At 62.4% G+C, this 13054-nt stretch carries 8 protein-coding genes; 7 read left to right on the forward strand and 1 reads right to left on the reverse strand.

The features are described from left to right. Nucleotides 1-116 precede the first annotated feature (116 nt). Nucleotides 117-4976: an NAD-glutamate dehydrogenase gene (locus ICY20_RS25935; RefSeq protein ID WP_159961978.1), complete on the reverse strand. Its 4860-nt coding sequence runs from the start codon at nucleotides 4974-4976 to the stop codon at nucleotides 117-119. Between the two features lie 481 nt (nucleotides 4977-5457). Between ICY20_RS25935 and ICY20_RS25940 the strand changes: the two genes are divergently transcribed. The 7 genes from ICY20_RS25940 (at nucleotide 5458) to ICY20_RS25970 (ending at nucleotide 12947) form a co-directional block, all read left to right on the forward strand. Further along, nucleotides 5458-5811, forward strand: a complete 354-nt coding sequence (locus tag ICY20_RS25940; RefSeq protein ID WP_194938986.1) for a hypothetical protein — start codon at nucleotides 5458-5460, stop codon at nucleotides 5809-5811. Between the two features lie 293 nt (nucleotides 5812-6104). Beyond that, a complete protein-coding gene (locus ICY20_RS25945) occupies nucleotides 6105-7064 on the forward strand; it encodes an AAA family ATPase (RefSeq protein WP_194938987.1) in 960 nt (319 codons plus the stop codon). Nucleotides 7065-7069: 5 nt separating this feature from the next. Then, on the forward strand, nucleotides 7070-8002 hold the full coding sequence (locus ICY20_RS25950) for a DUF58 domain-containing protein (RefSeq protein ID WP_159961976.1): 933 nt from the start codon (nucleotides 7070-7072) through the stop codon (nucleotides 8000-8002). Then, nucleotides 7999-8493, forward strand: coding sequence for a DUF4381 domain-containing protein (locus tag ICY20_RS25955; RefSeq protein ID WP_159961975.1), 495 nt, complete (start codon nucleotides 7999-8001; stop codon nucleotides 8491-8493). The genes ICY20_RS25950 and ICY20_RS25955 overlap by 4 nt, the downstream gene beginning before the upstream one ends. Beyond that, complete coding sequence (locus ICY20_RS25960) at nucleotides 8486-9574, forward strand: vWA domain-containing protein (protein WP_159961974.1); 1089 nt, start codon at nucleotides 8486-8488, stop codon at nucleotides 9572-9574. The genes ICY20_RS25955 and ICY20_RS25960 overlap by 8 nt, the downstream gene beginning before the upstream one ends. After that, on the forward strand, nucleotides 9571-11310 hold the full coding sequence (locus tag ICY20_RS25965; protein WP_194938988.1) for a tetratricopeptide repeat protein: 1740 nt from the start codon (nucleotides 9571-9573) through the stop codon (nucleotides 11308-11310). Before ICY20_RS25960 ends, ICY20_RS25965 begins: the two co-directional genes overlap by 4 nt. Further along, on the forward strand, nucleotides 11307-12947 hold the full coding sequence (locus ICY20_RS25970) for a BatD family protein (protein ID WP_159961972.1): 1641 nt from the start codon (nucleotides 11307-11309) through the stop codon (nucleotides 12945-12947). Before ICY20_RS25965 ends, ICY20_RS25970 begins: the two co-directional genes overlap by 4 nt. Nucleotides 12948-13054: the final 107 nt, after the last annotated feature.

Here is a 13054-nt window from a genome sequence, read left to right on the forward strand (position 1 = left end):
TATCGGGAGCAAGCCCCCTCCCACATTGGCCCTTCATTGTTTGATCAATAGTGTTCCAACAAAAAGCCCCCGTATCTCGCGATAGGGGGGCTTTTGTTTTACTCAGGGAAAGTCGGTTACAGCACCGACTGCCCACTCAACGCCAGGTCCAGCAACTCACGGTTGGCTACCGCATACATGGCGTAGTCCGTACCCACCGCAGCACGAATCTCCACCATCATCGACACCCAACGATCGGCCATGTCCTTGTGCTGCTCAAGCCACAGGGCCACGCGGGCTTCCATGTCTTGTGGCGCGTCGGCCATTTGCAGTACGGAGATGGTGATCGCCCGCTGCTGCCAGTCCACATCGTCGCGGAACGCTTCACGGGCCTGGGCCTGCCAGTTGTTGGCCACCGGCAGATCGCTGATCTGCTGCAAGTACCATGGCAAGTCCAGGGCGCTGCCGACGGCGAAGTAGGCCTTGGCCACTTCGGCGGCGTCATGCCCGGTGACGTCGGCGGCTTCGATGATTGGCAGCAAGGTGTACAGGTGAGTCGTACCGGCAACCATGCGCGCCAACAACTCCGGCACACCGGCTTCGGTGTATTTGCCGTAGCGGTTCTGCCAGCCTTCGCGGGTCGGGCCTTCCAGCAGTTCGTCGAGCTTGAGGCCCAACGCCGCCAGGTGCGGACCGAAGTGCGCGGTGTCACGGCCAGCGTCCTGCTCGTTGCGACGGCTGCGCAGGAACCAACGTGTAGCACGGCGGCCCAGGCGCATCAGCTCGTCCATCAACTCCAGCTGCACGTCGGCAGAAACCTGGTGGTCCAGGGCTTCAATCTGACGGAACCAGTGCGGGAGGTGGAAGATGTCACGCACGATCACATACGCGCCCGCCACGTTCGCCGGGCTCATGCCGGTCGACTCTTTGAGTCGTTGAACGAAGGTGATGCCCATGTGGTTGACCAGGTCGTTGGCGATCTGGGTGCTGACGATCTCGCGCTTCAGGCGGTGGCGACGCATGGCTTCGCCGAACTTGGCCACCAGGCTTGGTGGGAACGCGGTCTCCATGTCGCGGGTCAGGTAGTCGTCATCCGGTACCAAGGATTTGAGCAACGCTTCCTTGAGGTCGATCTTGCTGTACGAGATCAGCACCGACAGCTCTGGACGGGTCAGGCCCTTGCCGGTCGCGGCGCGCTCGACGAGCTGCTCCTCGGTCGGCAGGTACTCGATGGCGCGGTCCAGCTTGCCACGGCCTTCCAGGTCGCTCATCAGGCGCTTGTACTCGGCAGCACGCTCGTAGGCACGGCGCGCCGCCAGGGACAGGGCCTGGGTCTGCTTGTAGTTGTTGCCCAACACCAGGTTGCCGACTTCGTCGGTCATGCTCGCCAGCAACTGGTTGCGTTGCTTGTCGGTCATGTCACCGGCCTGCACCACTTCGTTGAGCAGGATCTTGATGTTCACTTCGTGGTCGGAGCAGTCCACACCACCGGCGTTGTCGATAAAGTCGGTGTTGGAGCCGCCGCCATTGAGGCCGAATTCCACACGACCCAACTGGGTCATACCGAGGTTACCGCCCTCGCCCACCACCTTGCAGCGCAGCTCGTTGCCGTTGACGCGCAGCGCGTCGTTGGCCTTGTCGCCCACATCGGCGTGGCTTTCAGTGCTGGCCTTGACGTAGGTGCCGATGCCGCCGTTCCACAACAGGTCTACCGGCGCCTTGAGCAAGGCGTTCAGCAGTTCGGTCGGGGTCAGCTTGTCGGCCGCGATGTCGAAGCGTTCTTTCATCTGTGGCGAGATGGCAATGCTCTTCGCGCTGCGCGAGAAGATACCGCCGCCTTCGGACATGATGCTGGTGTCGTAGTCGGTCCAGGCCGAACGCGGCAGCTCGAACATGCGCTGACGCTCGACGAAGCTGGTGGCCGGGTTCGGGGTCGGGTCGATGAAGATGTGCAAGTGGTTGAAGGCCGCGACCAGTTGCAGCTTGTCGGACATCAACAGGCCGTTACCGAATACGTCACCGGCCATATCGCCGACGCCCACTACGGTGATGCTGTCTTCCTGCACATTGATGCCGCGCTCACGGAAGTGACGCTGCACACCCACCCACGCGCCCTTGGCGGTGATGCCCATTTTCTTGTGGTCGTAACCGGCAGAACCACCGGACGCGAACGCGTCACCCAGCCAGAAACCATAGTCGATGGCGATACCGTTGGCGATGTCGGAGAAGGTCGCAGTGCCTTTGTCTGCCGCCACTACCAGGTACGGGTCATCGTCGTCGTGACGCACCACGTTCAATGGCGGCACCAGAGCGCCGTCTTTCAGGTTGTCGGTGATGTCCAACAGGCCCGAAATGAAGATACGGTAGCAGGCAATGCCCTCGGCCGCGATTTCGTCGCGGGTGCCGCCCAATGGCAGGCGACGCGGCAAGAAGCCGCCCTTCGCACCCACTGGCACGATGACCGAGTTTTTCACTTGCTGGGCTTTTACCAGGCCGAGCACTTCGGTACGGAAATCTTCTTCACGGTCGGACCAGCGCAGGCCGCCGCGAGCGACGTTGCCGAAGCGCAGGTGCACGCCTTCAACCCGTGGCGAGTACACGAAGATTTCAAACTTCGGCACCGGCTTGGGCAGCTCAGGGATCGCACGCGGGTCGAACTTGAAGCTGAAGTACGACTTGTTCTGGCCGTTGGCGTCGGTCTGGTAGAAGTTGGTACGCAGCGTGGCCTTGATCAGGTCCAGGTAGCGACGCAGGATGCGGTCCTCGTTGAGCACCTGAACGTCGTCCAGAGCGCTGAGGATCGCTTGCTCCAGGCGCTGCTGCTTGTCTTCCAGATCTTCGGCAGTGAGCTTGCGCGCCAGGTAGAAGCGGGTCTTGAACAACCGGGTCAACTCGCGGGCGATGTCGGTGTGGTTGTTCAGGGTGCTGGCGATGTAACCCAGGTCGAAGCCCAGGCGGATCTGCTTGAGGTAACGGGCGTAGGCACGCAGCAGCGCCACGTCACGCCACGGCAGGCCGGCAGTAAGTACCAGGCGGTTGAACGCATCGTTCTCGGCATCGCCGTGCACGATGTGTACAAACGCGTCTTGCAGGGTGTCGTTGAGCTGCTGGATATCCAGGTTCACGCCTTCGGCGGCAATGAACGCAAAGTCATGGATCCAGAACTCGCGGCCATTGGCATGGCGCAGGCGGTACGGGAACTCACCCAGTACACGCAGGCCGAGGTTTTCCAGGATCGGCAGCACGTCGGACAGCGCCAGCGGGGTGTCTGCATGATAGAGCTTGCAATGCAACTCGCGTTGGCCGGAAACCTGGCCCAGCGGCTGGTAGAAGCTCATCACCAGTGGGTTGGCTTCGGTCAGGCTGTTGAGGTGCTGCATATCGACCACGGCCGAATGCGCGGCGAAACGCTCGCGGTAGCCCGCCGGGAAGCCCTTGGGGAAGTCCGCCAGCACATTGGTGCCCTGGGCTTCACCGAAGCTTTCAATCACCAGGCTTGAGTAGTCGTCCTGCCAGCTGCGGCAGGCCTGCACCACTTCTTTTTCCAGTTGCAGTGGGTCGATGTCGAGACGGTTCTTCGGATCGACTCGCAGAATCAGCTGCACACGGGCCAGCACGGACTCAGAGAAGAAAGTCCAGAATTCGCAGTCCGACGCTTTCAGGCGATCCATCAGCACTTGCTGGATCTTCTGGCGCACTTCGGTGGAATAGATGTCACGCGGCACGTAAGCCAGGCAGTAGCAGAAACGTCCGTACGGGTCTTTGCGCAGGAACACGCGGATCTTGTTGCGCTCCTGGATCTGCACGATGGACATCACGGTGCTGAAAAGCTCGTCCACCGGGGTCTGGAACAGGTCGTCGCGAGGCAGTACCTCAACAACCTGGGCCAGTTCCTTGCCCAGGTGAGCCTTGGCCTGGAAGCCCGAACGGCGTTCGATCTCGGCAACCTTGCGGCGGATATACGGGATCACCCGCACGCTTTCGCCGTACACCGAGGAGGTGTAGAGACCCATGAAGCGGTGCTCTTTAATCACCTTGCCGTCGGCGCTGATCTCGCGGATCGACACGTAGTCGGGGTAAGCCGGGCGGTGCACGCGGCTTGGGTGCGCAGCCTTGGCGAACGACAACACGGTCGGTTCACGCAGGTAGGCCACGGCATAGTCTTCGATGCGCAGGTCATCGGCGGTGAGGCCGGCACGCAGCAACTTGGTCAGACCGAGGAAAGAGCTGGCGTCATATTCGATATGACCACCGTCCGCCTCGTCACGTACCACAAACTCTTCGTAGCCCAGGAAGGTGAAGTGGTTGCCCACCAGCCATTCCAGGAAGTTCTTGATCTCGGCTTTTTCTTCGCCGTCGATGGCAAACTGGCTGGCATCGATACCGGCCAGCAGGTCCTGGACCTTGGCTTTCATCGGCTCGAAGTCAGCCACGGCCACGCGCACTTCGCCCAGCACCTGCTCAAGCTCTTTGCTCAGCACGTTCAGTTCGGCGGCGTTGGCGCAGCGGTCGATTTCCAGGTACATCAGCGATTCTTGCTGGATGCCTTCGCCCTGGGTGCCTTTTGGCAGGATCTCGAGCAACTCGCCCTTGGCGCCACGGCGCACGCTGAGCACGGTGGTTTGCAGGGTGTGGATGCTGTAGCCACGGCGGTTCAGCTCGGTACGCACCGAGTCCACCAGAAATGGCAGGTCATGGTGCAGCACTTCGACCGCAGTGTGGGTCGATTGCCAGCCATGACGTTCGTAATCGGGGTTGTACACCCGCACTTGCGGTTGGGTGTGGTCAAAGCGCTCAAGCAGGCGCCACGCAGAGAGGGTGCAACCGGCCAGGTCGGAAAGGCGACGCTGGGTCAGTTCGTCCAGGGAAATGATGCCGAAAAATTGTTCAGCGAACAGCGCCACTTGTGGCAGTGCCTGTTCACTGATGTGCTGCGCCAGTGCCGCTTGCAGTTGATGCTGGAAGTCGGCCTTGCTGGCTGCGGTGAAGAACGCCATCTGTGGTACTCCGCTTGGGCTTGTTATTGATGAAAGCGTCGCGTGTTATCCCCTTGCGGGGAGACCGTCGGCTCTGTTCGCACGTTAACCATAGCGAATCAAAGCGACAGGTGGGTGAAGCTGCACAAGACAATGAGGTCACATGCAATTTTCATCGGATGCGCACCAGGCCAGATGACGGTACGACGGGCAGGTCAGGCGCCTGGCCCATGCACATCCGTTGCGCAGCTTAACGAGTGTAGGAAGACAGCTGCTTGCGACGCTGCGACATATTCGGTCATCGGTAAGCAGGCTCGGGGTTGCAACTTGGGCAACCCGAAATTTCCGGCAATAAATACGGCTAATTCAGCGCCTGCCAGTACCGAAAATGACTGATAGTGCCCGCCAGGTCATGCACTGGGTCTGACACAGGATGCAGCACAAAATTCGCCGCAATGGCACAATCCCCCGCATTACGCCCTACCCCAGACAGGATTGCCCCATGCTGCAACTGAAAACCGACGCCCTGATGGCAACCCCGTGCGACGACGAAGAAGACAACATGGCCATGCTCTGCTGCCACGGCAAGAACGGCGAGATGTTCATGCTCACCCGTTACCCGGATGAAGATGAAGTCGAGCTGACCTGGGATTACGAGCCGTCGACGCTGGATGGGTTGAAGGTCACGTTGAGTGAAACGACGTTGCTGGTGGAACTGGCTGCCGGGGACGCTGATGCATTGGGCGGCAAGGATCAGCTGGAAATCAATCACACCACCGCCGCATCGGATATGGCCGAAGTAGAAGAAACCCTGCAAAACATCCTCAAAGGCACCGGTACCTTCACCCGCACTTAAGAGCACCAAAGATCAAATGTGGGAGGGGGCTTGCTCCCGATAGCGGTACATCAGTCACAGCTGTGTTGACTGACACATCGCTATCGGGAGCAAGCCCCCTCCCACATTGCCGGTGTTCACAACAAGAAGTCCTGCTGCGAACATTCGTGCCTCCCAAACAAAAATCCTACAAGTTTTGCCAAAAATACCCGTCACGCCGTTAGTCGCCACACCCCTCGATGCATTAAAGTAAGCCTCCCTAGCCCGGTGCTTTTGCTCAACACCAAGGCTCACCTCTCCAGGAACCGTCATCGATGGAACATCGTGAAGCGCTGCTCGCGCTGCGAACCTTTCTTTCTACGCAGATTCTCGGCCAGGAAAAACTCATCGATCGCCTGCTGATCGCCCTGCTCGCCGACGGCCATATGCTGGTAGAAGGCGCGCCCGGCCTGGCCAAAACCAAGGCCATCAAAGAGTTGGCCGAAGGCATCGAAGCGCAGTTCCATCGTATCCAGTTCACCCCCGACCTGTTGCCCGCCGATATCACCGGCACCGAGATCTATCGTCCGGAAACCGGCAGCTTCGTGTTCCAACAAGGGCCGATCTTCCACAACCTGGTGTTGGCAGACGAAATCAACCGTGCCCCGGCCAAGGTGCAATCGGCCTTGCTCGAAGCCATGGCCGAGCGCCAGGTCAGCGTCGGGCGCAGCACTTACGAGCTGTCGCCGCTGTTTTTAGTGATGGCCACGCAAAACCCCATCGAGCAGGAAGGCACCTACCCGCTGCCCGAAGCCCAACTCGACCGCTTCCTGATGCACGTCAAGATCGGCTTCCCTGACGCAGCCGTCGAACGGCGCATCCTGCAACAGGCCCGTGGCGCAGCCCTCAACGGGGAAACCAAGCCTGAACGCCGCGTCAGCCAGCAGGCGATCTTTGCCGCCCGCAAAGAGATCCTTGGCCTGTACATGGCCGACGCGGTGGAGGAATACCTGGTGCAATTGGTCATGGCCACCCGCACCCCCGCCAAGTTTGACCCGGAAATGGCCGAGTGGATCGCCTACGGCGCCAGCCCTCGCGGCTCCATTGCCCTGGACCGCTGCGCCCGCGCCCATGCCTGGTTGGCCGGCCGCGACTTCGTGAGCCCCGAGGACATTCAGGCGGTGCTGTTCGACGTGCTGCGCCATCGCATCATCCTGTCGTTCGAGGCCGAAGCCGCCGGCATTGACCAGGACCGCGTGGTGCAGCGCATTCTCGACGTCGTTGCCGTCGCTTGAAACCCATGAACGCCAGCGATGGAATCCGCGTCACCCTCAGCGAATTGATCGAGATGCGCCATCGCGTGCGTGAAGTGCAGTTATTTTCCACGCCGAGCCAGCGCAGCCCGTTGATCGGCCTGCACCACTCCAAACTGCGTGGGCGCGGTGTCGACTTTGATCAGGTGCGGGTGTACCAGGCGGGCGACGATGTGCGCACCATCGACTGGCGCGTGACCGCACGCACCCAGGAACCGCACACCAAACTATTCCATGAAGAGCGCGAGCGGCCGATCTTCATCATGGTCGAGCAAAGCTGTCGGCTGTTTTTCGGTTCGGGGCAGATGTTCAAGTCGGTGCTTGCCGCGCAAGCCGCCAGCCTGATCGGCTGGGCGGCGCTGGGGCATAACGACCGCGTCGGCGGCCTGGTGTTCGGCGACAACGAGCATTACGAAATCAAACCCCGACGCAGCAAGCAAAGCCTGCTGCAACTGCTCAACCGCCTGGTGCGCGTCAACCAGAGCCTCAACACCGAAAGCCGTCCCGAAGCCGACGCCCTCGGCATGGCCCTGCGCCGAGGCCGCGAAGTGCTGCGCCCCGGCAGCCTGGTGATTGTGATCTGCGACGAGCGCGCACTCACCGAAGGCGCCGAGCAGCAGCTGAGCCTGCTGTCACGCCATTGCGACCTGCTGCTGTTGCCGATTTCCGACCCGCTGGACCACGCCCTGCCCGCCGCCGGGCTGTTACGTTTCGCCGAACGTGGCGCGCAGCTGGAGTTGGACACGCTCAACTACGACCTGCGCCAGGCCTATAAGGCCCAGGCCGAAGCACGCAACGCCCGCTGGGAATTGCTCGCGCAAAAGCTGCGGGTATTACTGATGCCCCTGAGCACCCAGAGCGAAATGGTCGAGCAACTGCGCGAATACCTCAACCCGCAACGCCCGGTTAAAAAGCAATGAGCAACCTCGACCAACTGCAACCGCTGATCGCCCCGCCGGCCATCGGCTTTTGGCCGCCCGCGCCCGGTTGGTGGCTGTTGCTGGCGCTGATCCCGGTGCTGGGCTGGGGTTTGTGGTCGCTGCGCCGGTTTTTGCCCACACGCCGCCCGGTGGCGCGCGCCGAACAACCGCTGGACCCACTGCGCATCGCCGCCTTGGCCGAACTCGCACTGATGCCCAAACCTTACGACGGCGCCCCCGCCGGGGCCTGGCTGCAACAACTCAACGGCCTGCTCAAGCGCCTGTGCCGCAACGACTACCCTTATAGCCAGAGCCACACCCTCAACGGGCGCAAATGGTTGGCCTTCCTGGATAACCGCTGCCCCGCCGCCGGCCTGACGCGCTGGATGGTGCTGGTAGAAGGCGCCTACAAACCCGAATGCAAACTCGATGACAAGGCCATCGCCGGCCTTACCCAAGCCGTCGACACCTGGATTCGCAAACATGTTTGAGTTCGCCTGGCCGTGGATCTTCGCCCTGTTGCCCTTGCCCTGGGTGATGCGCCTGGTGCTGCCAGTGGCCGACAGTGGCGAGCCGGCGCTGAAAGTCAGCTACCTCAGTGACCTCGAAGGCCTTGCCCGCCGCCGCGCCCGCGTCAACCTGCCGGGCTGGCGCCAGCAAGCGCCGTTTGTGGTGCTGTGGCTACTGCTGTTGACCGCCGCTGCCCGCCCGGAATGGCTCGGCGAACCCTTGCCGATTGCCGCCAGTGGCCGCGACCTGCTGGTGGCGGTGGACGTGTCCGGCTCGATGGACTTCCCCGACATGCACTGGCAGGACGATGACGTCAGCCGCCTGAGCCTGGTGCAGCACCTGCTCGGCGACTTCCTCGAAAGCCGTGAAGGCGACCGCGTCGGCCTGATCCTGTTCGGCAGCCAAGCCTATCTGCAAGCGCCGCTGACCTTTGACCGGCGCACCGTACGCACCTGGCTGGATGAAGCGCGCATCGGCATCGCCGGCAAGAACACCGCCATCGGCGATGCCATCGGCCTGGCCCTTAAGCGCCTGCGTCAGCGCCCGGCACAAAGCCGCGTACTCATTTTGGTCACCGATGGCGCCAACAACGCCGGGCAGATCGACCCGCTCACCGCGGCACGCCTGGCCGCAGAAGAAGGTGTGAAGATCTACCCGATTGGCATCGGCGCCGACCCCGAGCAAACCGGCTCTTTAGGGATTCTCGGCGTCAACCCTAGCCTGGATCTCGACGAGCCGGCGCTCAAGGCCATTGCCGAAGCCACCGGTGGCCAATACTTTCGCGCACGCGATGGCGAAGAGCTGCAAACCATCAAGCAAACCCTCGACAAATTGGAGCCCGTCGAACAGCAACCCACCCAGGCGCGTCCGGCCCAGGCGCTGTACAGCGCGCCGCTGGCCTTGGCATTGGTGCTGAGCATGCTGCTGGTGATCCAGGAGCGCTGGCCCAACAATGCGCTGCAACGGCTTTTCGACAGGCTCACCAGCAAGGGTATTTTCCTGCAACAGCACCCGGAATGGCGTCAACGCCTCAAACGCCTGCGCTTGCGGAGGCGTCGATGATCGACCTGTGGCCGCACTGGTTCCGTCCCTGGTGGCTGTTGCTGCTGCCCTTGCTCAGCTGGTTGCTGTGGCAACTGTGGCACCGACAAAAGCGCGCCGGGCGCTGGCAGGTGATCCTGCCACCGGCCTTTCATGCCGTATTGCTCAGCGGTGGCAATGGCCGCGAAAGCAAATCGCCGTGGGTGGTGCTGGGTGTCGCCTGGTTGCTGGCGGTGTTGGCATTACTGGGGCCCAGCTGGCAGCGGGTTGAACAGTCCAGCCAGAAACCGTCAGACCCGTTGGTGGTGCTGCTCGAACTGACCCCGGAAATGCTCGCCACTGACAGCCCGCCCAATCGCCTGGAGCAAGCTCGCCGCAAGCTCTATGACTTGCTGCAAGCGCGAGACGACGCGCAAACCGCTATCGTCGTGTACGCCGGCAGCGCCCACACCCTGGTGCCGCTCTCGGACGACCTGTCCACCAGCCGCAACCTGCTTGAAGCCCTGCGCCCCTCGATCATGCCCGAGCCCGGCCATCGCGCCGACCAGGCAGTGGAGAAGGCGTTGTTCCTGCTCAAGCAAGGCGGGCTTGGTCAGGGCCGCCTGCTGTTGATCGGCTCGTCGTTGTCCAAACAAGAGCGCCAGGGCATACGCCTGCTGCTGCAAAATGCGCAGTCGCCGAGCCTGTCGATCCTCGGTATCGGCAGCCGGGAAGGCACGCCAGTGACCCAGGAAAGCGGCGAGTTCCTCAAGGACGAACAAGGCGCGATTCTCGTCCCGCGTCTCGACAGCCCGACCCTCAAGGCCTTCGCCAGCGAAATGGGCGGCCGTTACCGGGCTGCACGCCTGGACGACAAAGACCTGCGCCAACTCGGCATACTCGACACCCCGCAAGCCCTGCGCAACGACGGGCAACTGCTGCATCTCGACACCTGGGCCGACCAGGGTTATTGGCTGCTGCTGCCCCTGCTATTGCTCGCTGCCTGCGCCGCGCGCCGTGGCTGGTTGTTCTGCCTACCCTTGCTGTTTCTGATCGTGCCGCAGCCCAGCTATGCGTTCGGGCTGCAAGACCTGTGGCTGCGCCCTGACCAACAAGGCCAGTACCTCTTAAAGAAAAAGCGCCCGGCCGAGGCCGCCGAGCACTTCCAGGACACGCAGTGGCAAGGCGTGGCGCTGTACGAAGCCGGCAACTACGCCGAGGCCATCAAGCGATTTGCCCAGAGCGATACGGCCTACGCCCACTACAATCGGGGTAATGCGCTGGCGAAGTCCGGCGAGCTGGAGGCCGCAATCGACGCTTACGAACAAGCCCTGGAAGCGCAGCCCGATTTGCAGCCGGCCTTGAAAAACAAAGCCCTGGTGGAAGCCCTGATGCAGGAGCAAGCCGAACCGGAGCCCGATAAACCTGCAAAAAACGAGGATGACGAAACCACCCAACCCGGCCAAACTGCGCAGCCGGGCGCCAGCGGGCAAACCGGCACGGGTGGCGAGCAATCGTCCCAAGGCCAGGGCGAAGCGGGCACGGGCGATACGCAGACCGGTGCCACACCGCACCCCGGCGGCAACGAAGTACCGGGCAGCGAGCTGGGGGATGAGCAAACCACCACCCCCCCCTTGCGCCCGAGCGACGCCAGCCTCGACGGTGAACACCGCCAGGCCCTGGAACAATGGCTGCGGGAGATCCCGGACAACCCCGGCGAGCTGCTGCGCCGCAAATTCTGGTACGAACAGCAACAACATCAGGACAAGACTCGATGAGCCGCCGCACCACCCTACTGCTTCTGCTCGCGTTATCGGCAGGCCATGCCCAGGCGGCAAACCTGGTCGCCAGCGTTGACCGCAGCCGCCTCAATTCCGGGGAAACGGTAGAGCTGACGGTGGAATCCAACGACGTCACCCTGTTCGGCAAACCGGACCTGTCGCCCCTGGATGCGCAGTTCGAAGTCAGCGGCACGCGCCAACTCAACCAACTCACCACCCTGGGCGGCGATAACCACGCGACCACCCGCTGGATCATCACCCTGCTGCCCAAGCAAAATGGCACGGTGATCATTCCGCCTCTGCAAGTGGGCGAGTACAAGACCCAGCCCATCAGCCTGACCGTGGTAGAAACCTCCAGCCAAAACACCAACGCCGAACTGGCCCCGGTATTTGTCGAAGCCAACCTCGACCAGACCAGCGTTTACGTGCAGGCCCAGGCACTGCTGACCGTGCGCGTTTACCACTCGGTGTCGCTGTACGACGACAGCAGCCTCACACCGTTGCAGATTGCCGATGCACGGGTAGAACAACTGGGCGAGTCGCGCACCTATGAGAAGGTGATCAACAGCATTCGCCATGGCGTGATCGAAACCCGCTACGCGATCTACCCGCAGCACAGCGGCACCCTGGCGATCCCGGCGCAGACATTCAGTGCCACCTTGGTGGAATCGCGCCCGCCCCAGGAAAACACCCTGCAAGGCACCAAGCCCGGCAAGTTGATTCATGTGAGCTCGGCCGAATTGCCGTTGACGGTCAAGCCCAAACCGGCGCTGTACCCCGCCGATACCCCGTGGCTGCCGGCGCGCAGCCTGACACTGAGCGAAAGCTGGAACCCGGAGCCGGAACATGTGCAGGTTGGCGACTCCCTGACGCGCAGCCTCACGGTCAAGGCCGAGGGCCTCTCCAGCGCTCAGTTGCCGGCCCTGCCCAGTGCCGAGATCAACGGCTTACGCCGCTACCCGGACCAGCCGGTGCTGGGCAACCAAACCAACGATCGTGGCCTGATCGGCAGCCGCGAAGACCGCGAAGCGCTGGTGCCCACACGCGCCGGCGCGGTGGAGTTGCCCGTTGTCGAAGTGGTGTGGTGGAACACCCACGAAGACCATTTGGAGCGCACCAGTCTACCGGCGCGCACCTTGCAAGTGGCGACTAACCCAAGCTTGGTGGTGGACACGCCCGCCACCCCCACCGTCATCACCGCGCCCGACGACAGCCGCCTGTGGCTGTGGCAACTGAGCACGCTGATCCTCAGTTGCACCACGCTGCTGGGCTTTGGCCTGTGGTGGCGAGCCCGCTGGCAACCCGCCGTACTGCGCGCTGCGCAAACCGGCCCAAGCCCGCGCACTCTGCTCGACGACCTCAAGCGCGCCACACAGGCCAACGACCCCCAGGCCACCCGCCAGGCCCTCGACGCCTGGGCGCGGCAACAGCCCGAGACACTGGCCGACATGGCGGCGCGGTACATTCCATTGTCCGATGCGCTGGATGAGCTCAATGGTGCGCTCTACAGCGAAAGCGGGAAGTACTGGCTGGGCGAAGATTTGTGGCGGGCGGTCAAGTCAATCCCCATGGCTGAACGCGAGCTGGACCCGGCCACCGACAGCACCAGCTTGCCGCCGCTCTACCCCAAGTAACCCCAATGGCCCTGATCCAACACAATCCAAAATGTGGGAGGGGGCTTGCTCCCGATGGCTATGTGTTGGGCGCTGGAGCGTTTTGGTCGGAGTGCATATCCGTTATT

The organism is Pseudomonas pisciculturae, from assembly GCF_015461805.1.
Lineage (GTDB): Bacteria > Pseudomonadota > Gammaproteobacteria > Pseudomonadales > Pseudomonadaceae > Aquipseudomonas > Aquipseudomonas pisciculturae.